At 53.1% G+C, this 25,490-nt stretch carries 22 protein-coding genes; 8 read left to right on the top strand and 14 right to left on the bottom strand.

From position 1 onward, the window contains the following. Positions 1-104 precede the first annotated feature (104 nt). Both mobB and mobA read right to left on the bottom strand, forming a co-directional pair. Positions 105-629, bottom strand: a complete 525-nt coding sequence (mobB, locus tag ACU4F7_RS21785) for a molybdopterin-guanine dinucleotide biosynthesis protein MobB (protein ID WP_481637759.1) — start codon at positions 627-629, stop codon at positions 105-107. Beyond that, on the bottom strand, positions 629-1,153 hold the full coding sequence (gene mobA / locus ACU4F7_RS21780; RefSeq protein WP_481638765.1) for a molybdenum cofactor guanylyltransferase MobA: 525 nt from the start codon (positions 1,151-1,153) through the stop codon (positions 629-631). Before mobA ends, mobB begins: the two co-directional genes overlap by 1 nt. A gap of 125 nt (positions 1,154-1,278) precedes the next feature. Here mobA and ACU4F7_RS21775 point away from each other — a divergent pair, with 125 nt between their 5' ends. From ACU4F7_RS21775 to dsbA, 3 genes are all read left to right on the top strand, one after another. Beyond that, positions 1,279-1,548 (top strand): YihD family protein, encoded by a 270-nt coding sequence (locus ACU4F7_RS21775; protein ID WP_024559173.1) that lies wholly within the window; start codon positions 1,279-1,281, stop codon positions 1,546-1,548. Between the two features lie 76 nt (positions 1,549-1,624). Next, on the top strand, positions 1,625-2,611 hold the full coding sequence (locus ACU4F7_RS21770) for a serine/threonine protein kinase (protein ID WP_481637758.1): 987 nt from the start codon (positions 1,625-1,627) through the stop codon (positions 2,609-2,611). Between the two features lie 27 nt (positions 2,612-2,638). After that, complete coding sequence (gene dsbA / locus ACU4F7_RS21765; protein ID WP_024559171.1) at positions 2,639-3,262, top strand: thiol:disulfide interchange protein DsbA; 624 nt, start codon at positions 2,639-2,641, stop codon at positions 3,260-3,262. A gap of 20 nt (positions 3,263-3,282) precedes the next feature. Here the strand turns inward: dsbA and ACU4F7_RS21760 are convergent, their stop codons facing one another. After that, on the bottom strand, positions 3,283-4,191 hold the full coding sequence (locus tag ACU4F7_RS21760) for an acyltransferase (protein WP_029589960.1): 909 nt from the start codon (positions 4,189-4,191) through the stop codon (positions 3,283-3,285). A gap of 435 nt (positions 4,192-4,626) precedes the next feature. Between ACU4F7_RS21760 and polA the strand changes: the two genes are divergently transcribed. Both polA and spfP read left to right on the top strand, forming a co-directional pair. Then, positions 4,627-7,413, top strand: a complete 2,787-nt coding sequence (gene polA / locus ACU4F7_RS21755; RefSeq protein WP_029589959.1) for a DNA polymerase I — start codon at positions 4,627-4,629, stop codon at positions 7,411-7,413. Between the two features lie 165 nt (positions 7,414-7,578). Then, the gene (gene spfP, locus ACU4F7_RS21750; RefSeq protein WP_071892919.1) at positions 7,579-7,626 is read left to right on the top strand and encodes a small protein SpfP; all 48 of its coding nucleotides are present in this window, start codon (positions 7,579-7,581) and stop codon (positions 7,624-7,626) included. Positions 7,627-7,709: 83 nt separating this feature from the next. Here the strand turns inward: spfP and yihA are convergent, their stop codons facing one another. Further along, positions 7,710-8,348: a ribosome biogenesis GTP-binding protein YihA/YsxC gene (gene yihA / locus ACU4F7_RS21745; RefSeq protein WP_481637757.1), complete on the bottom strand. Its 639-nt coding sequence runs from the start codon at positions 8,346-8,348 to the stop codon at positions 7,710-7,712. 591 nt (positions 8,349-8,939) lie between these two features. Here yihA and yihI point away from each other — a divergent pair. After that, positions 8,940-9,452: a Der GTPase-activating protein YihI gene (yihI, locus tag ACU4F7_RS21740; protein WP_024559167.1), complete on the top strand. Its 513-nt coding sequence runs from the start codon at positions 8,940-8,942 to the stop codon at positions 9,450-9,452. Between the two features lie 182 nt (positions 9,453-9,634). Beyond that, the gene (hemN, locus tag ACU4F7_RS21735) at positions 9,635-11,008 is read left to right on the top strand and encodes an oxygen-independent coproporphyrinogen III oxidase (protein ID WP_481637756.1); all 1,374 of its coding nucleotides are present in this window, start codon (positions 9,635-9,637) and stop codon (positions 11,006-11,008) included. Between the two features lie 27 nt (positions 11,009-11,035). On the opposite strand, the gene ACU4F7_RS21730 is transcribed toward hemN, so the two are convergent. The 4 genes from ACU4F7_RS21730 to glnA form a co-directional block, all read right to left on the bottom strand. Continuing rightward, positions 11,036-11,158, bottom strand: coding sequence for a YshB family small membrane protein (locus ACU4F7_RS21730; RefSeq protein WP_139025660.1), 123 nt, complete (start codon positions 11,156-11,158; stop codon positions 11,036-11,038). Between the two features lie 111 nt (positions 11,159-11,269). After that, a complete protein-coding gene (gene glnG / locus ACU4F7_RS21725) occupies positions 11,270-12,679 on the bottom strand; it encodes a nitrogen regulation protein NR(I) (RefSeq protein ID WP_481637755.1) in 1,410 nt (469 codons plus the stop codon). An 8-nt stretch (positions 12,680-12,687) separates the two neighbouring features. Continuing rightward, positions 12,688-13,737 (bottom strand): nitrogen regulation protein NR(II), encoded by a 1,050-nt coding sequence (gene glnL / locus ACU4F7_RS21720; protein WP_024559164.1) that lies wholly within the window; start codon positions 13,735-13,737, stop codon positions 12,688-12,690. 143 nt (positions 13,738-13,880) lie between these two features. After that, complete coding sequence (gene glnA / locus ACU4F7_RS21715) at positions 13,881-15,290, bottom strand: glutamate--ammonia ligase (RefSeq protein ID WP_024559163.1); 1,410 nt, start codon at positions 15,288-15,290, stop codon at positions 13,881-13,883. 379 nt (positions 15,291-15,669) lie between these two features. Between glnA and typA the strand changes: the two genes are divergently transcribed. Next, positions 15,670-17,493 carry a ribosome-dependent GTPase TypA gene (typA, locus tag ACU4F7_RS21710; protein ID WP_024559162.1) on the top strand — a complete coding sequence of 608 codons (1,824 nt, stop codon included), beginning with the start codon at positions 15,670-15,672 and terminating at the stop codon, positions 17,491-17,493. A 96-nt stretch (positions 17,494-17,589) separates the two neighbouring features. On the opposite strand, the gene ompL is transcribed toward typA, so the two are convergent. The 6 genes from ompL to yihS all read right to left on the bottom strand — a co-directional run bounded on the left by ompL (position 17,590) and on the right by yihS (position 25,489). After that, on the bottom strand, positions 17,590-18,276 hold the full coding sequence (ompL, locus tag ACU4F7_RS21705) for a porin OmpL (RefSeq protein ID WP_024559161.1): 687 nt from the start codon (positions 18,274-18,276) through the stop codon (positions 17,590-17,592). Between the two features lie 75 nt (positions 18,277-18,351). Further along, positions 18,352-19,776, bottom strand: a complete 1,425-nt coding sequence (locus tag ACU4F7_RS21700) for an MFS transporter (RefSeq protein ID WP_481638764.1) — start codon at positions 19,774-19,776, stop codon at positions 18,352-18,354. Between the two features lie 43 nt (positions 19,777-19,819). Further along, entirely contained in the window at positions 19,820-21,202 is a 1,383-nt protein-coding gene (locus ACU4F7_RS21695; RefSeq protein ID WP_481637754.1) for an MFS transporter, read from the bottom strand. Between the two features lie 48 nt (positions 21,203-21,250). Beyond that, complete coding sequence (locus ACU4F7_RS21690; protein WP_481637753.1) at positions 21,251-23,287, bottom strand: alpha-glucosidase; 2,037 nt, start codon at positions 23,285-23,287, stop codon at positions 21,251-21,253. 50 nt (positions 23,288-23,337) lie between these two features. Further along, the gene (locus ACU4F7_RS21685) at positions 23,338-24,225 is read right to left on the bottom strand and encodes an aldose-1-epimerase (RefSeq protein WP_481637752.1); all 888 of its coding nucleotides are present in this window, start codon (positions 24,223-24,225) and stop codon (positions 23,338-23,340) included. Between the two features lie 22 nt (positions 24,226-24,247). Next, complete coding sequence (yihS, locus tag ACU4F7_RS21680) at positions 24,248-25,489, bottom strand: sulfoquinovose isomerase (RefSeq protein WP_481637751.1); 1,242 nt, start codon at positions 25,487-25,489, stop codon at positions 24,248-24,250. Position 25,490 lies beyond the last annotated feature (1 nt).

Below are 25,490 nucleotides of genomic sequence, written 5' to 3'. Positions count from 1 at the left end.
CCTGCCCGCTAACATCAGCTACTGAAAATATCCCACCCTCAGAACGAAAGGCCGTAGGTTTTTATGGATAGCTCGCTTTACCCGTGAAGCCCCGCAAGCTTCCCTCAAAGCCCCTGTTCCTCTCTCTGCGCCTTCAGCCATAAATGAATAAACCTGGCAATCTGTTCAACGTTATTAATATCAAATTGTGGAAGGGCGCTGTTAAGTTCAGTGTCTGTAGCAATAGCGATAACAAACTCATCAAGCCGCAGTTCATCAATCCTGTATCCGGCAGCTTGTCGAAACAGAAGTAGTTTTGGCAGAGCTTCCTGTTTAAACCCCTCCACCAGAATAAGATCTAATGAAGCGGCGTCCATACGACTGGCAAGATAGCTTAGATCAAGCTCCGGTAACTCCGGAGTTTCAGTCATCAACGCCCAGCGTTTTTGGCTGGCGACCAGCGTCTGATACGCGCCGGCATGACGTAATTCATAACTGTCTTTACCAGGCTTATCGACATCCATCTCGTGATGGGTATGTTTGATAATCCCAACGCGAATGTTCTGCTGACGCAGCAAGGGAATAAGCTGTTTGAGTAACGTGGTTTTCCCCGTCCCGCTCCATGCGGCAATACCCAGTAGTGGAACCATTATTTGTCCTGCCAGTAAGCCAGATCGTCAGTCGTATTAACGTTAATAAAACAGGCTGCTTCGTGATGAAAAGAGACACTATGTCCGCCTCTCTCGCGCAGGAACTGCATTACGCGACGTTCGCCTTTCACAAGATAATCGTAGAGCGGTTTTTCCAGTGAGCAATGAAGCAGTGCAAGAGTAGGATGATCTCGCTCTCCATCATGCACCCAGACGGCGCAAGCGTCCTGTCGCCCTTGCCATAACCTTTCGGCCAGGTCTGGCGGAATACGCGGCGTGTCGCAGGGGCAAAAGAGATACCATTCGCTTTTCATTTTTTGCATCGCAGCAAGCATGCCTGCCAGCGGTCCCGGGTAGTCTGGCAGCGTATCGCTGATAACCTGTAGACCGCTTTGTCGGTACTCTTCTGTATTACGATTGGCATTGATAGCGACTTGTGAAACCTGCGGAGATAAACGCTGAGCAACATGCTGCCAAAGCGGCATGCCTCTTAATAGCTGTAAACCTTTATCCTTTCCCTGCATGCGTCTTGCCTGCCCACCCGCCAGAATGACACCGGATATTGGGTTATTTCTCACAATGTATATCACCTCTTTTCTTGTGGGTTTGAGCCTGCTAACGTGTCATTCTTAAGCAAAAGGAGCCTATTATGAAATGCAAACGCCTGAATGAAGTTATCGAACTGCTGCAGCCAGCCTGGGAAAAAGAACCCGACCTCAACTTGCTGCAATTTTTACAGAAACTGGCGGCTGAGTCAGGCTATACCGGCGATCTCGTTGATCTCTCTGATGACATTCTGATCTACCATCTCAAAATGCGCGACAGCGCTAAAGACGCCGTCATTCCTGGCATTCAGAAAGATTACGAGGAAGATTTTAAAACCGCTCTGTTGCGCGCCCGTGGCGTAATTAAAGAGTAAAACCTTGTAAGCGGATCCACCACGAAGGTCACAAGATGCTATCCTGAGCCATTCGCTTTGCTTTGCGGCTTTTGGAATGACAGATAAAGCTTTTACTTTCCAGACATTACATCCGGATATGATCATGGACGCCCTGTTCGAACAGGGTATCCGTGTTGATTCGGGCCTGACCGCGCTTAACAGCTATGAAAACCGCGTTTATCAATTTCAGGATGAAGATCGTAAACGCTACGTAGTGAAATTCTATCGTCCGCAGCGCTGGAGTGCAGAACAGATAGGCGAAGAGCACCAGTTTGCGCTGGAATTGCAGCAGGATGAAGTGCCGCTCGCCGCCCCGCTGCGCTTTCATGGAGAGACGCTGCTTACCCATCAGGGATATTATTTTGCCGTGTTCCCAAGCCTTGGCGGACGTCAATACGAAGCTGATAACCTCGACCAAATGGAGTGGGTAGGACGCTATCTTGGCCGTATTCACCAGTGTGGACGGCGCATGCGTTTTCAGCATCGCCCTGATATCAGCACTCAGGAATATTTGATTGAGCCCCGGCAGGTTTTTGAACAACACGCGCTTATTCCCGCTTCGCTCAAAGCCGCTTTTCTTAATGCAACGGATAAGTTAATTGAGGCTGTGACAGCCCAATGGCATACCCGTTTTGAATCGCTTCGTTTGCACGGCGACTGCCATCCGGGCAATATCCTCTGGCGCGATGGTCCTTTGTTTGTTGACCTTGATGATGCGCGTAACGGTCCCGCTATACAGGATCTCTGGATGTTGCTCAACGGCGATAAAGCCGAACAGCGTATGCAGCTTGAAACCATCATTGAAGCGTATGAAGAATTTATGCCCTTCAGCCTTAACGAGTTGTCCTTGATAGAGCCTTTGCGCGCCATGCGCATGGTCTATTACCTGGCGTGGCTGCTCCGCCGTTGGGACGACCCCGCTTTTCCCAGAAGTTTTCCCTGGCTTGCCGAGGAGGACTACTGGCGCAGACAGACTGCCATTTTTACCGAGCAGGTCAGGGTTCTTGGTGAGCCCCCACTACAATTAACGCCAATGTATTAATCAGTAACATTCAGGAGAAAGTTGATTATGAAAAAAATTTGGCTGGCGCTGGCAGGCATGATCCTGGCTTTTAGCGCCTCGGCGGCGCAAGTTACCGATGGCAAAGAATATATTACTTTGCAAAAACCGGTAGCTGGCGAACCTCAGGTGCTGGAGTTCTTTTCCTTCTATTGCCCGCACTGCTACCAGTTTGAACAAGTGCTGCATGTCTCCGACACGGTGAAGAAAAAACTGCCGGAAGGCACCAAAATGACCAAGTACCATGTCGAGTTCCTGGGCCCGTTGGGTAAAGATCTGACTCAGGCGTGGGCGGTAGCAATGGCGCTGGGCGTGGAAGACAAAATCACTTCTCCGATGTTTGAAGCCGTACAAAAAACGCAGAGCGTTCAGACTGTCGCGGACATCCGTAAGGTGTTTGTCGATGCAGGCGTGAAGCCGGAGGAATACGACGCGGCATGGAACAGCTTTGTGGTGAAATCTCTGGTCGCGCAGCAGGAAAAAGCGGCTGCCGATTTACAACTGCAGGGCGTGCCGTCCATGTTTGTTAACGGCAAATATCAGCTGAACCCGCAGGGCATGGATACCAGCAATATGGACGCGTTTGTCCAGCAATATGCGGATACCGTGAAGTTCCTCGTCAGCCAGAAATAATCTTTATAACAAAACGCCGGTCAGTGACCGGCGTTTTTGTATTTCTCTGCAATGCGTTCCAGCATCGCATCCTTCTCATTCCACAGACTATTCAGCCAGAGCTGGAAACCACGCTTGAAATTTTTATCGTTTACATAGTCTCCATGTAATTCTTCAGCAATGGGCAGTAAATTTACACGTACTACGATCCGCGTAAGTTTACCGCTGAGCATGTCATAGAAAGGTCTGTCGTTATTTTCCGGATAGCTCAGCGTCACATTGAGTAATTTATCAAACTGCCTACCCAGGACATTCAACGCCATAGCGATCCCTGCCGCTTTCGGTGGGAGTAGGCGTTTATAAGGGGAACGTTGTTGCTGACGTTTTTCTTCCGTAAAGCGCGATCCTTCCACAAAATTAACGATAGTCGTGGGATGGTAACGAAATTTTTCACAGGAACGGCGAGTGGTTTCCACGTCCTTGCCACGCCTTTCCGGATGACGCAGGAGATAGCTGCGTGAATAACGGCGCATAAAAGGCATATCCAGCGCCCAGCAAGCCAGACCAATAAAAGGGACCCAGGCAAGCTGCTGTTTCAAAAAGTATTTATTCATCGGAATATGCTTACGGAATAATACGCACAGCACCACGATGTCGGCCCAGCTGTGATGATTGCAAATAAGCAAATACCAGTTCTTCTTGTTAAGCCCTTCTAATCCTTCTACATCCCATTTCAGATGCGGATTTAAATGGAGCAGTATGGCCAGCCCCTCGCACCAGCAATACATCATAAAATTGCAAAAAGCGGAGACGGAACGCCAGACCGAGGGAACAGGCAGAATAAGCTTAACGATGCCCGCCGTAATGATAGGGATAGAGCAGAAAATGGTTACCAGAAAGGTAAGCGCGATACTAAGAACCAGCGTTATCGCGGCGAGTAATCTCGGCATAATGGCTTTTTCAATGAGTAATAATAGAGAATATGGGCAGTAAGCAGGAGGGACCGATCTTACCAGAAAACCGCAGGCAGCAAGGCACCTAAACGTAACCGGGTTTAAAAGAGATAAATTTGTAAATGAAAATAGCAGCTTAATAATCCGCCTAATCTTTTTATATCCACATTAATATCTTACCTTACTGAGATAGTTAACTCATTTATTAATAACATAAACAATTGATCCACATGGATTTTTCGCTTGCGAAGCGGGAAAATTATATTTCTTTATTAATAGCTTAGAAAACTGTACACAAAGTTATCCACAGGCGGGCTCTGGAAGCGATCTCGCGGATCGACAATTCTTTCGCCTCCGGCGGCCTGAAAAGTTCATGTTTTTTGCCAGGCTATGGCATCCTTTATCCATAACTTGATAATCAGGCACGGACACATGGTTCAGATTCCAGAAAATCCCCTTATCCTCGTTGACGGCTCTTCTTACCTCTACCGGGCTTATCACGCTTTTCCACCGCTGACCAACAGCGCAGGCGAACCGACAGGTGCGATGTATGGCGTACTGAATATGCTGCGCAGCCTGTTATTGCAGTATCAACCAACGCATGCTGCGGTGGTGTTTGATGCTAAAGGAAAAACGTTCCGCGACGAACTTTTTGAGCATTATAAATCCCATCGGCCGCCCATGCCGGACGACCTTCGCGCGCAGATAGAACCGCTGCATGCGATGGTGAAGGCGATGGGGTTGCCGCTGCTCGCCGTAAGCGGTGTAGAGGCGGATGACGTTATCGGCACGCTGGCGAAAGAAGCTGCTGCTGCAGGCCGCGCGGTACTCATCAGCACCGGCGATAAAGACATGGCGCAGTTGGTTACGCCGCAGGTCACCCTTATCAACACGATGACCAACACGATCCTGGGTCCGGAAGAAGTACAGACCAAATATGGCGTGCCGCCGGAGCTTATTATCGATTTTCTGGCGCTGATGGGGGACTCCTCGGACAACATTCCAGGCGTGCCGGGCGTCGGTGAAAAAACCGCGCAGGCGTTATTGCAGGGGCTGGGTGGGCTTGATTCGCTTTATGCTAACCCGGAGAAAATCGCTGAGCTTTCATTCCGTGGCGCGAAAACCATGGCGGCGAAGCTTGAACAGAGCAAAGAGGTTGCTTATCTCTCCTATCAGTTGGCCACCATCAAAACGGATGTGCCTCTGGATCTGAACAGCGAGCAGCTTGAAGTGCAGCAACCGCTGGTGGATGACCTGCTGGAACTGTTCAAACGCTATGAGTTCAAACGCTGGACCTCAGATGTCGAGGCCGGGAAGTGGCTGCAGGCCAAAGGGGCTAAGCCCGCCGTTAAGCCGAAAGAGACTATCCAGATAGAGGCGGAGCCGGAAGAAGAAGCGGTAGCGCTCTCTTTTGAAAATTACGTCACCATTCTTGATGAAGATACGCTGCAGGAGTGGATTGGGCGTCTGAAAAAAGCGCCGGTTTTCGCTTTTGATACCGAAACCGACAGCCTGGATAACCTGACCGCCAGCCTGGTCGGTCTCTCTTTCGCCACCGAGCCGGGGCTCGCCGCCTATGTACCGGTAGCGCATGATTATCTTGATGCGCCTGATCAGCTCCCACGCGAGCGCGTGCTTGAGCTGCTTAAGCCGCTGCTGGAAGATGAAAAGCTGCTGAAGGTAGGACAGAACCTGAAATATGACCGGGGCGTGCTGCAGAACTATGGCATTGAACTGCGGGGCATCGCGTTCGACACCATGCTGGAGTCTTATATTCTCGATAGCGTCTCTGGCCGTCACGATATGGACAGCCTCGCCGAACGTTGGCTTAAGCACCAGACCATCACTTTCGAAACCATTGCCGGCAAAGGTAAAAACCAGCTCACCTTTAACCAAATAGCGCTTGAGGAGGCGGGGCGTTACGCGGCGGAAGATGCTGACGTTACCCTGCAACTGCATCTGAAGATGTGGCCGAAGCTGCAAAAATACGCGGGCCCGCTCAATATCTTCCAGAATATCGAAATGCCGCTGGTGCCGGTGATTTCGCGCATTGAGCGTAACGGCGTGAAAATCGACCCGGCCGTGCTGCATGCGCATTCGGAAGAGATAACGCACCACCTGGCGGAGCTTGAGCAAAAAGCGCATGAAATTGCAGGCGAGCCGTTTAATCTCTCTTCAACCAAGCAGCTGCAAACCATTCTGTTTGAGAAGCAGGGTATTAAACCTTTGAAGAAAACGCCTGGCGGCGCGCCGTCCACTTCCGAAGAAGTGCTGGCGGAGCTGGCGCTGGATTATCCATTGCCGAAAGTTATTTTGCAGTACCGCGGTCTCGCTAAGCTCAAGTCGACGTATACCGACAAGCTGCCGCAAATGATCAACCCAAAAACGGGCCGCGTTCACACCTCTTATCACCAGGCTGTGACAGCGACCGGACGGCTCTCCTCAACCGACCCGAACTTGCAGAACATCCCGGTGCGTAATGAAGAGGGGCGCCGTATCCGTCAGGCGTTTATCGCGCCAGATGACTATCTCATCGTCTCCGCGGACTACTCGCAGATTGAACTGCGTATTATGGCGCATCTTTCCCGCGATAAAGGTCTGCTGAAGGCGTTTGCCGAAGGCCAGGATATTCACCGCGCCACCGCCGCGGAGGTATTCGGTCTGCCGCTGGAGAGCGTTTCTGCTGAACAGCGCCGTAGCGCTAAAGCGATTAACTTTGGTCTGATTTACGGCATGAGCGCTTTTGGTCTTTCTCGTCAGCTGAATATTTCTCGTAAAGAATCCCAGAAGTATATGGATCTCTATTTTGAGCGCTATCCTGGCGTGCTCGAGTATATGGAGCGCACCCGTAAGCAGGCGAAAGAGCAAGGCTATGTTGAGACGCTGGAAGGGCGTCGCCTCTATCTGCCGGATATCAATGCCAGCAACGCCGCGCGGCGTGCGGGCGCGGAGCGCGCGGCTATCAACGCCCCTATGCAGGGCACGGCGGCGGATATCATTAAGCGCGCCATGATAGCTGTGGACGCCTGGCTGCAGGAAGAGCAACCGCGGGTGAAAATGATCATGCAGGTGCATGATGAACTGGTGTTTGAGGTGCATAAAGATGACCTTGAGGCGGTGTCGCAGAAGATCCATCATCTGATGGAAAGCAGTACGAAACTGGATGTGCCGTTGCTGGTGGAAGTAGGCAGCGGGGAAAACTGGGACCAGGCGCATTAACGGCGGTCGCGTTATAGCCGTTTTATGTAACTAAGCAACATAACTCATATCATTTTGTGATGATCATTAGAATTCGCTATGTAAAGAGTGAAAAAAAACTACAAAAAATGCTTTGTAGGTCCGTCAAAAAAGAGTAGAGTTAAAGACGTAGGGTACAGAGGTAAGATGTTCTATCTTTCAGACCTTTTACTTCACGTAATCGGATTTGGCTGAATATTTAGCCGCCCCAGTCAGTAATGACTGGGGCGTTTTTTATTGTCTGAAGAAAAGGCGGCGCGGGGCAAACCCGCACGCTATCACGCCTCTTCGGCGTCCTCGTCAGCCGTCGCGGGCGGCATCTCATTAAACCAGCTATCCAGCTTGTGACGCAGTTTATCGACGCCCATTTTCTTCAGCGAAGAGAACATCTCTACCTGCACGTCGCCGTTAAACGCGATAACCGCTTCGCGCACCATATTTAGTTGCGATTTTCGCGCGCCGCTCGCCAGTTTATCCGCTTTAGTCAGCAGCACCAGCACCGGGATCTGACTGTCCACTGCCCATTCAATCATCTGCTGATCGAGATCCTTAAGCGGATGGCGAATATCCATCAGCACAACCAGCCCCTTCAGGCACTGGCGTTTCTCCAGGTATTCGCCCAGCGCGCGCTGCCATTTGCGCTTCATCTCTTCCGGGACTTCGGCATAGCCGTAGCCTGGCAAGTCCACCAGCCGCTTGCCTTCTGCAACTTCAAACAGGTTAATAAGCTGGGTGCGCCCCGGCGTCTTACTGGTGCGCGCCAGGCTCTTCTGGTTAGTGAGCGTATTTAACGCGCTGGATTTCCCCGCGTTAGAGCGACCGGCAAAGGCGACTTCAATGCCGCTGTCGGCAGGAAGGTGGCGGATATCTGGCGCGCTGGTGACAAAGTGCGTCAGTTGATAATTCCAGTTAGTCAAAACGGTTTTCTCCGTCAGAGGATAAGCAATTGCCGGGATTATACCTGAACATGGCCGAAAGGCTGTGTTAATCCTGGCGGCAGGCTTACAGCGGTTCCCCGGCGGTTTGTAAGCGATCGGCTATTCCTGCTTTAAGATTTCTTAGGAAAAATCAGTAACATGCAAAATTTAAGTTAAGTAAAACAGCAGGTTATGCGTACAGAACTTTCTGAAAGTCCTCCCGTAATGGCTTCGCTTGCTTGTGAGACGGCGAGATCCTGGTAAAGTAGACAGCACAGGCAAGGCAGCCTCAGGGAGAGGATTTCCGCAAGAGGATGCTGATGCGTCAGGATGACGAGAAAAGGATTATGGCCAGGCTGGCCCGCCCAGGGAAGCGGCGTTAAAAGGGAAAAGGAAAGCAACACGGAGCGTTGCAGGCTTAGGGAAAGACAGGGGTTGTCGAAAAGCTACAGGGACGGGAAAACCGGTGACCGGTATAGAGTCAAGAAAAAGGGCGACAGGTAAATAACCTGTCGCCTTTTTTCTTTGCTTGCTTTCTGCTAGATTCCGCCGCAATTCTATACTGATCAAAACGGCTCAAGACGATATCCCATGAAGCAACCAACCTCTGCAGGGCGCAGCAAAAGCGGCGCAAAAGCGCATCGTAAGACACGCGAAGAAATTAACCAGGAAGCTCGCGACCGCAAGCGCGAGAAAAAGCACCGCGGCCATGCGCCGGGTAGCCGCGCCACAGGGGCGACCGCAGGCTCAAAAGGTAAAGGCGGCGCGCAGGCGAAAGATCCGCGTATCGGCAGCAAAAAGCCGATTCCTCTGGGCGTAACTGAAGCGCCTGCCAAAAAGCAGCCTAAACCGAAGAGCGAGAAACCGATGCTTTCACCGCAAGCCGAACTGGATATGCTGGAAAACGACGAACGCCTGGATTCCCTGCTGGAGCGCCTGGAAGAGGGCGAAACCATCAGCGCTGAAGATCAAGCCTGGGTGGATGCAAAACTCGATCGCATCGATGAGCTTATGCAGCAGCTTGGCCTCTCGTATGACGACGATGACGAAGAAGAGGAAGAGGGCCAGGAAGATATGATGCGTCTGCTGAAGGGCGGCAACTAAGATCCGATGGGCCTGCCGGTTCTGCTCATACTCCTTCCAATAGTATGTTATCTGGTGTGGTTATTCGTTAAACTACAGCGGCTGTCGCGGCGGCAAAAATGGCTGCGCAGCCGGCTTATCCCTCATCAGGCGGGTAGGCCAGTTCGCCGAACGCGTCGGCGACACCGTCGGAAGGAGTGAGCATGTCTGAGCAGTTAATCGACTGGGATCTGGCCCTTATCCAGAAATATAACTATTCCGGGCCGCGCTATACTTCGTATCCCACCGCCCTTGAGTTCTCCGAATCGTTTGGCGAGCAGGCGTTTGCCGAAGCGGTGGCGCGCTATCCAGAGCGCCCGCTTTCGCTCTATGTTCATATCCCGTTTTGCCACAAGCTCTGCTATTTCTGCGGCTGCAACAAGATAGTGACCCGTCAGCAGCATAAGGCGGACCAGTATCTCGATGCGCTTGAGCAGGAAATTGTCCATCGCGCGCCGCTTTTTGCTGGTCGTCGCGTCAGCCAGCTGCACTGGGGCGGCGGCACGCCAACTTATCTGAACAAAGCGCAAATCAGCCGCCTGATGGCCCTGCTGCGCGGCCATTTCCGCTTTAACGAAGATGCGGAAATCTCCATTGAAGTGGACCCGCGCGAAATCGAACTGGATGTGCTCGACCATCTGCGTGCCGAAGGCTTCAGTCGCCTCAGCATGGGGGTGCAGGACTTCAATAAAGAGGTGCAGCGGCTGGTAAACCGCGAGCAGGACGAAGCGTTTATATTCGCTCTGCTTAAACATGCGCGTGAGATTGGCTTCACTTCCACCAATATTGACCTGATTTACGGCCTGCCGAAGCAGACGCCGGAAAGCTTCGCCTTTACCCTGAAGCGTGTGGCGCAGCTCAACCCGGATCGCCTCAGCGTCTTCAACTATGCGCACCTGCCAAACCTCTTCGCGGCGCAGCGTAAAATCAAGGAAGCGGATCTCCCTTCCGCGCAGCAGAAGCTCGACATTCTGCAGCAAACTATCCAGTCGCTGACGCAGGCGGGCTACCAGTTTATTGGCATGGACCATTTCGCCCGTCCGGATGATGAACTGGCGATTGCCCAGCGCGAGGGCGTGTTGCACCGCAACTTCCAGGGCTACACCACCCAGGGCGATACGGATCTGCTGGGGCTTGGCGTCTCCGCCATCAGCATGCTTGGCGATTGCTATGCGCAAAACCAGAAAGAGCTGAAGCTTTACTACCAGCAGGTGGATGAGAAAGGGAATGCGCTATGGCGCGGCCTCGCGCTTACGCGCGACGACTGTATTCGCCGCGATGTCATCAAGGCGCTGATTTGCAACTTCCAGTTGTCGTTTGCTGAGGTTGAAGAGGCGTGGGCGCTGCACTTTGCTGAGTATTTTGCTGAAGATCTGGCGCTGTTAAAACCGCTGGCGCAGGACGGGCTGGTGGATATCAACGAGCAGGGCATCCGGGTGACGCCGAAGGGCAGACTGCTTATTCGCAACATCTGCATGTGTTTTGATATTTACCTGCGTCGCAAAGCGCGGCTTCAGCAGTTCTCTCGGGTGATATAAAAAAGGCGGGTTTAAAACCCGCCTTTTTTAACTAAAGAAATTGACCAGCGCCGCACAGAGCAAAGCCGCTATCGCCGTTTGCGGCGTATGGCTTGCTGCCGCGCCGGCTTCGGCGCTGTGCGACACCAGTTGAATTAATGATTCCAGCATGTTGATCCCCCCGCGTGAACGCGCACGATCATACTGAACTCATTATCACAGTAAAGTACAAAATTAACGCACTTTGCGCGAAGTGGCGGTTTTTTACACAGCGCCACCGCGTTACTCCATGCCCAGCTCTTTAAGCTTGCGCGTCAGGGTATTTCTTCCCCAACCAAGCAACCGCGCCGCCTCCTGCTTATGCCCCTGAGTATGACGTAAAGCGGTGGTCAGCAACGTACGCTCCATCTCCGGCTGCGCTTCTGAAAGCAAGTTTTGATGACCGGAACGCAACGCCCGATCGGCCCACTGCGCAAGCAGCGTCGCCCAGCTGTCCGGCAGGCTCTGGGAGGGGCTGTCCGGCACGCTGGTTTCAAACAGTTCGCTGGGCAGATCCTGAATCAGAACCTCCTGACCCGCCGCCATCACCGTTAACCAACGACAGGTGTTTTCCAGCTGGCGTACGTTGCCAGGCCAGGCGAGGCGGGTCAGCGCCGCTTCGGTTTCCTGATGGAGCTGTTTAGCCTCTACACCCAGTTCGCGTGCCGCCACCTGCAGGAAGTGGCGCGCCAGACGCGGAATATCTTCCCGGCGTTCGCGCAGCGGCGGCAAATGCACGCGGATGACGTTCAGACGGTGGAAAAGGTCCTCACGGAATTTCCCCTCCTGTACGCGCAGCTCCAGGTTCTGGTGCGTTGCGGCGATAATGCGCACATCGACCTTCACCGGCGCGTAGCCGCCGACGCGGTAAAACTGGCCATCGGCCAGCACGCGCAGCAGACGCGTCTGCACATCAAGCGGCATATCGCCGATTTCGTCTAAAAACAGCGTGCCGCCGTCGGCCTGCTCGAAGCGACCCTGGCGAATCTGGTTAGCGCCGGTAAACGCCCCTTTCTCATGGCCGAATAGCTCAGACTCAATAAGATCCTTCGGTATCGCCGCCATATTCAGCGCGATAAACGGCGCCTTCACTCGTGGGCTATGGCGATGCAGCGCGTGAGCGACCAGCTCTTTACCGGTGCCCGATTCGCCGTTAATCAGCACGCTGATTGAGGAGCGGGAAAGGCGGCCGATAATGCGAAACACATCCTGCATTGCCGGCGCTTCGCCGATGATATCCGTGGTAGGCCCGAAAACCTGCACGTTACGCGGCTGCTGTTGCTCCTGATAGTGGCTGATGGCGCGCTCTACCAGCGCCACCGCTTCGTCGATATCAAACGGCTTCGGCAGATAATCAAACGCGCCCTGCTGATAGGCACTAACGGCGGCGTCCAGATCGGAATGCGCCGTCATTATGATGACCGGAAGCATGGGATGACGCTGTTTGATCTGCTTGAGCAGCGCCAGGCCGTCCATGCCTGGCATGCGAATATCCGAAAGCAGGACGTCGGGCGTTTTGGTCGCCAGCGCGTCCAGCACTTCGCTTGCGCTTTCATACGTGGTGCAGCTTAAGCCTGCGCCGGTAAGCGCGCGTTCCAGAACCCAGCGGATGGAGCTATCGTCATCAACGATCCAGACTATCCCTCGTTGCATAGAGACCTCTACTTCCGAATAGGCAGGTAAACCGAAAACTCGGTATGACCCGGCCAACTGTTAAATTCGATTTTTCCCGAATGCTGATCGATAAGATTTCGGGCGATGGAAAGCCCCAGACCGGTGCCGCCTTCGCGGCCACTGACCATTGGGTAGAACAGCGTATCCTGCAAGTGAGCCGGGATGCCCGGCCCGTTATCTTCCACATCAATTCTGGCGGCAAGGCGATAGCGAACGCCGTGTAAAGTCAGCTGGAAGGCGGTGCGGGTGCGCAGCACGATTTCGCCGCCTTCCTCGCCCAGCGCCTGCAACGCGTTGCGCACAATGTTCAGCAACACCTGCTCAATCTGGTCCGGGTCATGGGCGAACTCGGGTAAGCTTGGGTCGTAATCACGTACCAGCGTTACGTTTTCCGGTAGCTCCATCGACACAAGCTTCACCACGCGCTCCGCGACTTTGTGGATGCTTTCCGTCACGTGCATACCGGGCTGCTGCGGGCCGAGCAGTCTGTCCACCAGATTGCGCAGGCGATCGGCCTGCTCAATGATCACTTTGGTGTATTCGGTTAACGTCGGGTCCGGCAAGGCTTTACTTAACAGCTGCGCCGCGCCGCGCAGGCCGCCGAGCGGGTTTTTAATTTCGTGCGCCAGTCCGCGGACTAAATCGCGAGCCGCTACCTGCTGCGCATGCTGCAGTTGTTCCTGGCTCAGGCGGCGCTGGTTATCCATCGGCGCCATTTCCAGCAGAATAAGTCCTTCCGGCAGCCGTTGCGCCGTGAGGGAGAGAATATGCGAGCGGCCATCAATCACCAGCGTGACTTCATTATCAGTAAAGCCCTGGCCTGCGTTCAGGCTCTCCTGCATCAGGCTGATGTTAAGAGAAAAATAGCTCAACAGCTCCGGCAGCGGGGTGCCGTAAAGCTTGCGGGAACTTTGCGCCAGCAGCTGTTGCGCCGCCGGGTTCGCGTAATGCACCGCGAGTTCGTCATCAACCAGCAAAATACTGTTGATGAGTGAATTGAGGATCTGCCCAGCATCGGGCAGCGTGCCTGTTGCCATTCAGCAGTCTCCCTGGTTGCACCAATTTAGTGCAGTATAACGTTTTGCGACATAAAATCGCCTGAAAACAGCGCCAGCATGGAGAAAAAAGCCCATCCGAAGATGGGCTGAAAGTTTCCACGGCAACAAAAAATGACTTCGGATTAAACGCTGTAATACAGTTCGAACTCTACCGGGTGCGGCGTCATGCGAACACGGTCGTTCTCTTCGATACGCAGCGCGATGTACGCATCGATGGCATCGTCGGTGAATACGCCGCCTGCGGTCAGGAACTCGCGGTCCTGATCCAGCGCCTGCAGGGCTTCTTCCAGAGAGCCAGCAACCTGCGGGATCTCTTTCGCTTCTTCCGGCGGCAGATCGTAGAGGTTTTTGTCCATTGCTTCGCCCGGGTGGATTTTGTTCTTAATACCATCCAGACCCGCCATCAGCAGCGCGGCGAAGCACAGGTACGGGTTAGCCGCCGGGTCCGGGAAGCGGACTTCGATACGACGCGCTTTCGGAGAAGCCACCACCGGAATACGGATAGAAGCGGAGCGGTTACGCGCGGAGTAAGCCAGCATAACCGGCGCTTCGTAACCCGGAACCAGACGCTTATAAGAGTTGGTGGTCGGGTTGGACAGGGCGTTGATCGCTTTAGCGTGTTTGATTACGCCGCCGATGTAGTAAAGCGCCTGCTCAGACAGACCCGCATATTTGTCGCCAGAGAACAGGTTGGTGCCGTTCTTGGACAGAGACATGTGGCAGTGCATGCCGGAGCCGTTGTCGCCGAACATCGGTTTCGGCATGAAAGTCGCGGTTTTGCCGAAGCGGTGAGCCACGTTGTGCACGACGTATTTGTAGATCTGAATTTCGTCCGCTTTTTTGGTCATGGTGTTGAAGCGGGTTGCCACTTCGTTCTGGCCAGCAGTTGCGACTTCGTGGTGGTGAGCTTCAACAACAAGGCCCATCTCTTCCATGGTCAGACACATCACGGAACGGATGTCCTGCGAAGAGTCGACTGGCGGAACCGGGAAGTAACCGCCTTTCACGCCCGGACGGTGACCTTTGTTGCCACCTTCGTATTTGGTGGAGGAGTTCCACGCGCCTTCGATATCGTCGATAGCCACGTGAGAACCAGAAATTGAGCTGCCGAAGCGAATATCGTCAAACAGGAAGAATTCCGGTTCCGGCCCGAACAGCACGGTGTCCGCGATGCCGGTAGAGCGCAGGTATTCTTCAGCGCGTTTCGCGATGGAGCGCGGGTCGCGGTCATAGCCTTGCAGGGTGCCCGGTTCCAGGATGTCGCAACGAATGATAAGCGTCGGCTCTTCATAGAACGGGTCAATGACAGCGGTGGAGGCGTCCGGCATCAGCACCATGTCGGATTCGTTAATGCCTTTCCAGCCACCGATGGAAGAGCCATCAAACATTTTGCCTTCTTCAAAGAATTCGGCGTTTACCTGGTGAGCAGGGATAGTGACGTGCTGTTCTTTACCTTTGGTATCGGTGAAGCGCAGATCGACAAACTTCACCTCATGCTCGTTCAGCATCGTCAAAACGTGTTCAGCGGACATACTTAACTCTCCCGGATTTGTCATTGTCGTCGTGGTAACGAGGTCTTCAAATACTGCTTAAAAAAGGCATTGGCGCCATGACTAAGATAAAGCGAAAAGTGTGCCAACTTTTAAAATGCCTGCAAAAGGCGCTATGATGCGCACCATAGTGCAAAAGGGATGCACCATTGTGGATAAATTGCACCAATATAGTGCTTGCATGTAAAAATAAAGCACTGTGTTGGTGCAATTTGCGTTATGTCTCCCTTTTATCGCTCCGTGAAAGCGATCACAAAGCCCGGCAGCTAAACTTGTTTGGGAAGGAAGTCTGTGATCCTGTTTAGTCCTTCGATTAATACGTGTACAATAACGCGCTATTTCTAATGCCTGAGGCAAAGTTGTGATCGAAAATCTGCGTAACATCGCCATCATTGCGCACGTTGACCACGGTAAAACTACCCTGGTTGACAAACTGCTCCAGCAATCCGGTACGTTCGACGAGCGTACTGAAGCACAAGAGCGTGTGATGGACTCCAACGATTTGGAGAAAGAGCGTGGGATTACCATCCTCGCGAAAAACACTGCCATCAAATGGAATGATTACCGTATCAACATCGTTGATACCCCAGGGCACGCCGACTTCGGGGGTGAAGTAGAGCGTGTCATGTCCATGGTTGACTCCGTGCTGCTGGTGGTTGACGCTTTTGACGGCCCAATGCCGCAAACGCGCTTCGTGACCAAGAAAGCATTTGCCCATGGCCTGAAGCCTATCGTCGTTATCAACAAAGTCGACCGTCCGGGCGCGCGTCCTGACTGGGTTGTCGATCAGGTCTTCGACCTGTTCGTAAACCTGGACGCTACCGACGAGCAGCTGGACTTCCCGATCGTTTACGCTTCCGCGCTGAACGGCATCGCAGGTATGGACCATGAAAACATGGCTGACGACATGACCCCGCTGTACCAGGCGATTGTCGACCATGTTCCGGCGCCGGACGTGGACCTTGACGGCCCGCTGCAGATGCAGATCTCCCAGCTTGATTACAACAACTACCTGGGCGTTATCGGCATCGGTCGCATCAAGCGCGGTAAAGTGAAGCCGAACCAGCAAGTCACCGTTATCGACAGCGAAGGTAAAACTCGCAACGGTAAAGTGGGCAAAGTGCTGGGTCACCTGGGCCTGGAGCGTATCGATACCGATCTCGCGGAAGCGGGCGATATCATCGCGATTACCGGCCTTGGCGAACTGAACATCTCCGACACCATCTGCGATCCGCAGAATGTCGAAGCGCTGCCGGCCCTGTCTGTCGACGAGCCGACCGTAACCATGTTCTTCAACGTCAACACCTCGCCGTTCTGTGGTAAAGAAGGTAAATACGTTACCTCTCGCCAGATCCTGGACCGCCTGAACAAAGAGCTGGTGCACAACGTTGCGCTGCGCGTTGAAGAGACCGAAGACGCTGATGCGTTCCGCGTTTCTGGTCGCGGTGAACTGCACCTCTCCGTGCTTATCGAAAACATGCGTCGTGAAGGTTTCGAACTGGCGGTTTCCCGTCCGAAAGTTATCTTCCGCGAAATCGACGGCCGTAAACAAGAGCCGTTCGAGAACGTAACGCTGGATGTTGAAGAGCAGCATCAGGGTTCTGTCATGCAGGCTCTGGGCGAGCGTAAAGGCGATCTGAAAAACATGAATCCGGATGGCAAAGGCCGCGTACGTCTTGACTACGTGATCCCAAGCCGCGGCCTGATTGGCTTCCGTTCTGAGTTCATGACCATGACCTCCGGTACTGGTCTGCTCTACTCCACCTTCAGCCATTACGACGACGTTCGTCCGGGCGAAGTGGGCCAGCGCAACAACGGCGTGCTGATCTCCAACGGTCAGGGTAAAGCGGTAGCGTTCGCGCTGTTCGGTCTGCAGGATCGCGGCAAGCTGTTCCTGGGTCACGGGGCGGAAGTTTATGAAGGCCAGATCATCGGTATTCACAGCCGTTCTAACGACCTGACGGTAAACTGCCTGACCGGTAAGAAACTGACCAACATGCGTGCGTCTGGTACAGACGAAGCCACGGTTCTGGTTCCGCCTATCAAGATGACTCTGGAGCAGGCTCTGGAATTCATCGATGATGACGAACTGGTGGAAGTAACGCCGCAGTCTATCCGTATCCGTAAGCGTCACCTGACGGAAAACGATCGTAAACGCGCTTCGCGCGGTTCGAAAGAAGACTAATAGCTGCGTAATGGTAGTTGCTATGAAAAAGCCGCTGAGTTTAGCGGCTTTTTTTATTGCTTCACGTCATTGCTTTTCAAACGTCGGTTAATAACTTCAGAAGGAATATCTCAATCCTAAACGAATACGATACTGTTCCTTGTTATACGCATTCCATCTGTCGAGCCACTGAAGCTCCAGGTAAGGCAGCCAGTGTTGATCCACTTTATATCTAAAACCATTGGTAATTTCCCAGTGATGATCTTTACCATTTTTGCTGTGGTAATCATTCACCCGCTGGAAGAAATGCGGCTCAAAGATATAAGTGAATTGATCGGTTAATTTAAAACTCCAGTAGTTTGCAAACTCATGGGTGTCATTTTTATCCATGTTCCCATTAAAGTCGGGCGTATCATAATTTGTGCGGTTGTAACGATAACGGAGCGTCAGATTAAACCAGTCAGTGAATTTATATTTAGTATCTAAATAGACAGCGCCACCTGAACCGCTTCGATTGTCATTAATAAGCGCGCCAGGCTGGAATGTTAATCTGTCGGTGGGTTTGAACAGCGGATACCATGCTTCTATCTCATTATAGCTGTGCTTCAGCTCATCCCATCGGCCGACATTATAGGCATTTGTCGCCATAATGCCTGCGCCCATGTCAAAGTTATAGCCAGCCCGAAGAATAACCTCATGTAAATCAGAGGCGGTGTTGTAAGCCTCGCGTGTTTCGACATATGCGCCTGCCAGAACAGAGCAGGACACGGAAGAAAAAAGCATAACGGTAACGACTCTTTTCATAGTTTTTCCATGTATAAAGTACAGAAAGGCCTCCCCTCCTGTTTAACAGGAGAGAATTCATGGCCGGGTTTATAGTTATAAAGTGACTGCTGACGCTTTATTTTCAGTATTAGTTGCAGATTGCTGGCACGATTTGTTTTTACGCGTACTTATCTCCTCAATAATAAAAGCGAAGCGTTTTTCATTAAGTTTATAAAAGAAGCCCATAGTTAATGCGGCTATTATCGCCAGGCCGCAGGGCCAAAGAAATATAAGCTGGCGCAGACCAAGCAACGTCGTCGCGCTTTGAAGCGTATTTGGAACATAACCAATCTGCGCCAGCATAATGCCGGGTAAAAAACCGGCCAGCGCTGCGGAAATTTTTCGAGAAAAAGTATAACCGGTGTAAACCGACCCTTCGGTGCGGATCCCGGTTTTCCATTCGCCATAATCAACCGTGTCTGGAACCAGCGCCCAGTTCAGGCTATTAACAAATGCCGTCCCGAAAAAAGCCATACAGGAAAAAAACACAAACATCAGCGAGCTGCTGCCCCAAAGAAAGTTCAGCACGTCGCCGGTTGCCCATAACGTTAGCCCGCCAAGATAAACCTGCTTTTTACCAAACCGCTTTGCCGCGCCAGGCACCAGGAAAACGCCGATCAGAATGCAGCCCATGCTGAAAAAGCCCATCCATGAAAGCAGATGAATATCATTCAGCACGTACTGGGTGTAATAAACCTGAATGGCGAGTTTGATATTAAAAGCAGCCAACGTACAGAGATTGGCGATACACAGCACCAACAGCGGCGGGTTACGGAAAATGGCGCAGAACGATTTAATCATGCTGGGTTTATGATGTTCAGGCGTTACCTCCACATAGCGCTCTTGCACCCCGTTATAGCACCACCACATGCAGAGTAATCCGCAGAGGGCGAACAGCAGCGCAGCGAAAAAATAGCCCTGCGAAGGGTTGGCGTTAAAAAGCGACTGCACTGGCATAAAACCTACCGTACACAACAATAACCCAAGCGTTGCGCCTCCCTGACGCCATGCAGCAAGCTGCGCGCGTTCGTCAGGGTTTTTAGTGATGGCGGGCACCATGGCGCCATAGGAACAGTTCATCAGACTGTAAAAAAGGCCAAACATCATAAACAGGACGGTAGCAATGGCGGTTTTTACCGTCAGGCTAAAGTCGTTAGCCATAAATTGCGCCGTGGCGACCAGCGCAACGGGTACGGAAGCATAAAGAATAAAGGGCCAGAATTTGCCGTTCTCACCAATATTGCGGCGGGAATCTAACAGCACCCCGGTCAGCATATCGGTAAAAGCGGTAAAAAACTTCGCCACCAGGAAGATAACTCCGCCATAAAATGCGGGCATGCCCAGTTCATCGGTATAAAACTTCAAAAGATAAAGCGTACCGATGCAAAGCATCAGGTTTGAGCCAAAATCACCCATTCCATAGGCGCATTTTTCACGCAGGCTCAGTTTTAGCGTCAGCGGATCAGCGTTACGGTTCATCATCGCCCCCACAGCGCCCTTGCGGGCGCTCTGTCAAAAACGTTCAGGCCATACGTTTACGCATTTGTATCTCTTCAACGATGCGGACATACATCTTCTCGTTGAGGTTATAGAAGCATCCCATCGCGACTATGGTGATAACCGCCAGCACGCAGGGGTAGATAAAAATCAGCTGTCGCAGACCTTCGACTGTGCCTGCGGATTGCGCCACATTAGGCACATAGCCTATCTGCGTGAGCATTATGCCAGGGAAAAAACCGGCCAACGCCTGAGAGACTTTGCGAAAGAAGGTAAAGCCGGTGTAAACCGTGCCTTCTGACCGTATGCCGGTGCGCCATTCCCCATACTCCACCGTATCGGAAACCAGCGCCCAGTTCAGGCTGTTGACGAAAGCCGAACCAAAGAATGCCAGGCAGGAAAACGCGACAAAGCTCACCGAACCGCCGCCCATCGTGTAGTTGAGCAAATCCCCCGCGATCCATATCAACAGGCCGCTGATATAAACTTTCTTTTTGCCGAAGCGGCGCACCGCGCCAGGCATTAAAAAGACGCCGATGAAAATGCATCCCATGCTGAAGAAACCCATCCAGGAAAGCAGTATCGGATCGTTAAGTACGTACTGGGTGTAATAGACCTGAATGGCCAGCTTGACGTTGAATGCCCCCAGCGTGCAGAGGTTGGCTATACAGAGAATGAAAAGCGGTCGGTTGCCCGCAATGGCGCGAAAAGATTGTAAAAGACCAGGCTTGTGCGCCGGGCTTGCAGGCTGCGCTTCTACGTAGCGCTCTTTCACCCCGGCATAGCACCACCACATAAAAAACAGGCCGCACAATGAGAACAACGTAGCGGCGAAGATATAGCCCAGTTGCTGATTGCCTTCGATAAGGTTCATTACCGGTACGAAGCCAACCGTACAGAGCAGCAGCCCAAGCGTCGCGCCGCCCTGGCGCCATGCCGCCAGCGAGGCACGCTCATTGGGATTTTTGGTTATAGCGGGCACCATCGCGCCGTAAGAGCAGTTCATCATGCTGAAAAACAGCCCATAGAGCATGAACAGCACAGTCGCCATCACTGTTTTGCCGGTGATTTCAAAAGGCGTGCCGACAAAATTAGCGATAGCCAGCAGCGTCACGGGAAAGGCCGCATACAGAACGAAAGGACGGAATTTGCCTTTAGGGCCGATTTTACGCCGCGAATCCAGCATGATGCCGGTACCCATGTCGGTAAACGCGGTAAAGAACTTGGCTATCAAAAAGATAATGCCGCCGTAGGTGCCAGGGAGTCCCAGTACGTCAGTATAAAATTTCAGTAAATAGAGCGTGCCGATATCCAGCAGGATATTGGAACCTAAGTCGCCCATGCCATAGGCGACTTTTTCCTTGAACGGCAGGCGCAGGGTAGCCGGGTCGGATACGTGTTGACTCATTATATTTCTCCTTCTGCCCGCAGGAGAGTGTCCTGCGGGCGAGCCTTATCAGATAAGACGTAACACATTGAACAGCGAAGCCCATTCGCTTTGCGCGCGGTAAAAGACCGGTGGTTGACCGAGAGGCGCGTTGACGGTGATCTCTCCGCCGCCGCACTCTTCGCCCGTCCAGAGGTTGACCCAGCTATCCTGAGGCAGGTAAAGCGTCCAGTCGCGTCGCCCTTCCTCATAAACGGGAGCGACCAGCAGATCGCGGCCAAAAAGATACTGGTACTTGATCGTATAAGCGCGAGGGTCGTTCTCGTAATGAAGGAACAGAGGCCGCATTACCGGCAAGCCGCTTTTGGCGTTTTGCGCAACCGCCTGTTTGATGTAGGGCTTAAGCGTTGTGAAGACTGTTGTCATTCGTGCGAAATGGGCAATAGTTTGCGCATCGCTGTCGAACTGCCAGTTGTCGCCCGGGCGGTTCCCTTCGTGGGTGCGCATCATTGGCGTAAAAGCGCTGAAATCACACCAGCGAAGCAGAAGCTCTTTGCTGCGTTTCATATCAAACAACGTGGTGTAGCCGCCAATATCGCTGTGGTGCAGGCCATGGCCGGACATGGCTAAAGAGAGCGCGGCCGGCACCACCGACGCCAGCCCGTCATCCAGGCTCCAGTCAACGTTCTGATCGCCTGCCCACATCATCAAGGAATGTTTCTGGCTGCCGGTGTAGCCTGCGCGCATGAAGAAAAGCACCTCACCAAGCTTGCCTGTCTCTTCCAGCGCTTCGTAGTTGCATTTTGCCCACAGCGCAGGCCAGGCGTTATGCATGATCTCCGCGCTCACGCCGTTATGCAGGAAGGTATCGGTGGGCAGATATTCGCCAAAGTCCGCCATCCAGCCGCCGCACCCCAGCGCAATCAGGTTTTGCTTGATAACGCCTTTGTACCAGTCGTACGCCTCTGGATTAGTCAGATCGATAACGCCTGCGTAAAATTCGCCAAACTCAACGTGGTAGTCTTTGCCCTGCGCATCCTTTGTCAGATAACCGCGTTTCGCCGCCTCCGCACATAAGTCGCGATCGCTTGCGACATAGGGATTGATATAAGAGAGAAACTGGACGCCTTCGCGGTTCCACTGCTGGATTCGTTCAGCAAGGTGCGGGTAAAGCTCGCCATTCCATTTCCAGTTCCACATCACGCGCTTACCAAAAGAGGTCATACGGATGCCCGACCAGTCCTGCGCCCATATGCCGTTAACTTTCACGCCGCCGTTGCGCATCGTTTCCAGCTTCTGCTGACAAACTTCGGTGCCGCCCTGAATGCCCAGCGTCACGCCGTCATAGACCCAGTCGGGTAGCTCCGGCTGGCGTCCCAGCAGGTTGGTCAGTTTTTCCAGAAGCGCAACATAGGTTTGCGCGCATTCGAAACGCAGCGTGGCGTTATCCTCCCAGAATGCCAGTTCGTGAAACTCCGGCGCGCTGAAGTCGAAGTTCATGTAACAGCTGTTATCAACGTGGCAGTAGTATTTTTGCGTGCTGACAAAGGTCGGCTGCGGAAAGAAGGTCCAGTAATAGTCGCCTCCCGCATTTTCCTTGCAGTCTGCAAGCCATGTTACATAGCTCTGTTTGTTGCGACCGACGCCCTGTTCGCTGGTCCAGAGCGGGAACGGCTTGCCGCGCAGGTCAAAGCAGGAGAACTGTTCGCCGCAGCCGTAAATATGATCTTCCGGCTGCGCCGCCAGACGCAGCCAGATGCGGTTATGGCTGCTGGCCTCATTTTGCAGGCGCAACTGAAGACGGCCTGCGGCATCGGTATCGATAATCAACGTCGCGCTGACGGCATCGCCGCGAGTAAAATGGATAGTCCAGCCTGTGCATTGTTTCGTGACAGACGCGTTAGTCAGGGCGATCTTTTCGTTTAGCTTATCTTTAATGCTGAAGTTGCCGCGAAACATCGCGATGTCCGCCTCGCCCGCGCCAGTCCACAAGCAGGGCGCCTGAGCGGTATGGCGCAAAATGAGACGCTGTTGCCAGATAAGCGTAAAGCCGTCGCTTTGTTCAATAAGCTCAAGGTCATCTGAACCCGTTTGTTGAGAAGTCATAACGATCTCCGTTGTAAGGTAGTTCGGTAAGTTGTTCGTTTCTGTTTTTGTTATTCGCCGCCGATGGAAAAACGCAGCTGATGCGTCTGGCCTGGCGCCAGCGAGAGTAAGTCCAGGCCGGAATTAAACGCGTCGGGCGGACAACTCATCGGCTCAACGGCAAGCCCAATCCGGTTTAGCTTGTCGCCGGTATAAATTTGCAGCCAGGGTTGATCGGAACGCAGAAAGGTGGACATGGCCTGACGCTGGCTGGTTAACCTCACCTCCCACGCCTTCCCATTTGCGAGCGTTTTAAAGGTATGATCGACAAGCGTCGCGCCGATTTTCCGGGGCGTTGAGAACAGCAAGCCCAGCTCATGCGCATCGACTAAATGCAGAGGATGACGTTGTGCATCCACACTGAACGCCTGTTCGGCGGGTATAACGACCGTGCAGCTGTCTACTTTTTCCAGATTGCAGGTTAAATAAGGGTGTGCGCCCGCACCGTAAGGCGCAGGCTCGTCCCCTAAATTTTGCGTAGCGATGCAGGCGCTCAGGCCCGCATGCGCGTCTAATCGCCAGGTCACTTCGCAGGCAAGCATAAAAGGGTAGCCATAGGTCGGCGGTAAGAAAGCCGTTAAGGTGACTTCAGAGGCCGACTGATGCGCAACCTGCCAGTTTTGCCACGCCAGCAGCCCATGTATCGCCGAGCCAGACTCGCTATCGTTAATCGCGGGCGTAAAGATTTTTCCCGCGTAGTGATAACGACCGCCAGCGATACGGTTAGGCCAGGGAAGTAAAACTTTTCCCATATGGGCCGGGGGCATCTCTTCCGGCTTATGCGGAACGACCAGATGTCGCCCGAGGTAAGTCAGCTCAGCGAGGCCTGCGCCCACCGTAACGATTTTTGCCTGATAGCGCCCGGCGTTCAGCACAAGGGTTTTTCCGCTTTTATGCATGCCTGTTCTCCCTGCGTGTTGCTTATTTAGCGTTCTTATCCAGCAGCCCGGCGGCAACGGCGGGCGCTAAGCCTGGCGCGAGGGGCAGGCGGGGGATAACAAGGCAGTGCAGCAGATGGTAAATATCCTGTTTTCCGTCCCAGACTTTAGTGGTGACCTGATTATTAGTGTCCAGCTCTTGCCACCAGGAGCCGTTTTCATAATCCATCAGGTACTTAATGCAGTAGTCCCACCATTTCTGATACCAGGCTTCGTATTGCGGATCGCCGGTTACGGTATAAAGGGCATAGGCGGTACCCATCGCTTCAACAATCGGCCAGCGAACACGTTCGCGAACAATAGGCGTGCCATCCCAGTCTACGGAATAGACGAAACCGTCTGCGCCGTCTGGCGCCCAGGCATCGCGAATAGTGGCGTGAAAAAGCCCTTTTGCATCTTCCAGCAACCATGCTGGCGGCGTTTCAAAACGGGCTTCGAGAGCAGCGCGAAGGTGCAGCATCAGCCGTCCCCACTCAATCCAGTGACCCGGCGTGCCGCCGTAAGCGCGAAAACGATGGGCGGGGTTTTCTTTGTTGTAATCGCGGATAGGATTCCAGCTGGCGTCAAAATGTTCGTTAACGCGATATTCGCCTTTGCGGGCTACGTCATGAATAATTACCGAAGCGATGCGTAATGCCCGGTCGAGCCATTTCTTGTCATGAGTAACGTCATAAACAATTAAAAACGCTTCCACGGCATGCATGTTGGCGTTTCCACCGCGGTAATCCTCCGTTTTGCTGAACGCCTCGTCCCATGACTCGAGGCACATCTGCTCCGTTTCGCTCCAAAAATAGTTTTCGATAACTTCGATGGCTTCATCCAGTAAAGGGCGGGCGGCAGGATGACCAGTGGTCACCGCGCTGGCGGCGCCAAGCAAGACGAAGAAGTGTTGGTAGCCCTGTTTTGAGGCGTCTACAACGCCTTCATCATTCACACAGGCATACCAGCCGCCGTATTGCTTATCTTTCAGCGCGCCGTTAAGGGCGTTGATGCCATGCTCCACCAGCGCCAGCGCGCCAGGGCGGCCCATCGCGGCGGCAACGGCGTAAACGTGCAGCATACGGGCAGTTATCCATAAATGCGTGCCCATATCCGTTCTGACCTGGCCGTTGTTGCCCAGCCAGCCGAAGCCGGTTGGCACCGCCGCCTTTTTGCCGAAATCAAAAATGCGATCCGTTTCCTGCTCCAGCCAACGGTTATGGCTCAGCGTATTAAACCATTTCATG

It is taken from the genome of Franconibacter pulveris (genome assembly GCF_056780215.1).
The sequence above is the reverse complement of the archived record's forward strand: the minus strand, read 5'-3'. Positions and strand labels throughout refer to the sequence as shown.

Coding starts and splice junctions, on each gene's coding strand:
- mobB (WP_481637759.1), bottom strand. CDS start 629: ATGGTTCCACTACTGGGTATTGCCGCATGGAGCGGGACGGGGAAAACC.
- dsbA (WP_024559171.1), top strand. CDS start 2,639: ATGAAAAAAATTTGGCTGGCGCTGGCAGGCATGATCCTGGCTTTTAGC.
- ACU4F7_RS21770 (WP_481637758.1), top strand. CDS start 1,625: ATGACAGATAAAGCTTTTACTTTCCAGACATTACATCCGGATATGATC.
- ACU4F7_RS21700 (WP_481638764.1), bottom strand. CDS start 19,776: ATGAACCGTAACGCTGATCCGCTGACGCTAAAACTGAGCCTGCGTGAA.
- glnL (WP_024559164.1), bottom strand. CDS start 13,737: ATGGCAACAGGCACGCTGCCCGATGCTGGGCAGATCCTCAATTCACTC.
- yihS (WP_481637751.1), bottom strand. CDS start 25,489: ATGAAATGGTTTAATACGCTGAGCCATAACCGTTGGCTGGAGCAGGAA.
- glnG (WP_481637755.1), bottom strand. CDS start 12,679: ATGCAACGAGGGATAGTCTGGATCGTTGATGACGATAGCTCCATCCGC.
- mobA (WP_481638765.1), bottom strand. CDS start 1,153: ATGCAGGGAAAGGATAAAGGTTTACAGCTATTAAGAGGCATGCCGCTT.
- ACU4F7_RS21730 (WP_139025660.1), bottom strand. CDS start 11,158: ATGCTGGAATCATTAATTCAACTGGTGTCGCACAGCGCCGAAGCCGGC.
- ACU4F7_RS21775 (WP_024559173.1), top strand. CDS start 1,279: ATGAAATGCAAACGCCTGAATGAAGTTATCGAACTGCTGCAGCCAGCC.
- glnA (WP_024559163.1), bottom strand. CDS start 15,290: ATGTCCGCTGAACACGTTTTGACGATGCTGAACGAGCATGAGGTGAAG.
- ACU4F7_RS21690 (WP_481637753.1), bottom strand. CDS start 23,287: ATGACTTCTCAACAAACGGGTTCAGATGACCTTGAGCTTATTGAACAA.
- hemN (WP_481637756.1), top strand. CDS start 9,635: ATGTCTGAGCAGTTAATCGACTGGGATCTGGCCCTTATCCAGAAATAT.
- yihI (WP_024559167.1), top strand. CDS start 8,940: ATGAAGCAACCAACCTCTGCAGGGCGCAGCAAAAGCGGCGCAAAAGCG.
- ACU4F7_RS21760 (WP_029589960.1), bottom strand. CDS start 4,191: ATGCCGAGATTACTCGCCGCGATAACGCTGGTTCTTAGTATCGCGCTT.
- ACU4F7_RS21685 (WP_481637752.1), bottom strand. CDS start 24,225: ATGCATAAAAGCGGAAAAACCCTTGTGCTGAACGCCGGGCGCTATCAG.
- polA (WP_029589959.1), top strand. CDS start 4,627: ATGGTTCAGATTCCAGAAAATCCCCTTATCCTCGTTGACGGCTCTTCT.
- ompL (WP_024559161.1), bottom strand. CDS start 18,276: ATGAAAAGAGTCGTTACCGTTATGCTTTTTTCTTCCGTGTCCTGCTCT.
- ACU4F7_RS21695 (WP_481637754.1), bottom strand. CDS start 21,202: ATGAGTCAACACGTATCCGACCCGGCTACCCTGCGCCTGCCGTTCAAG.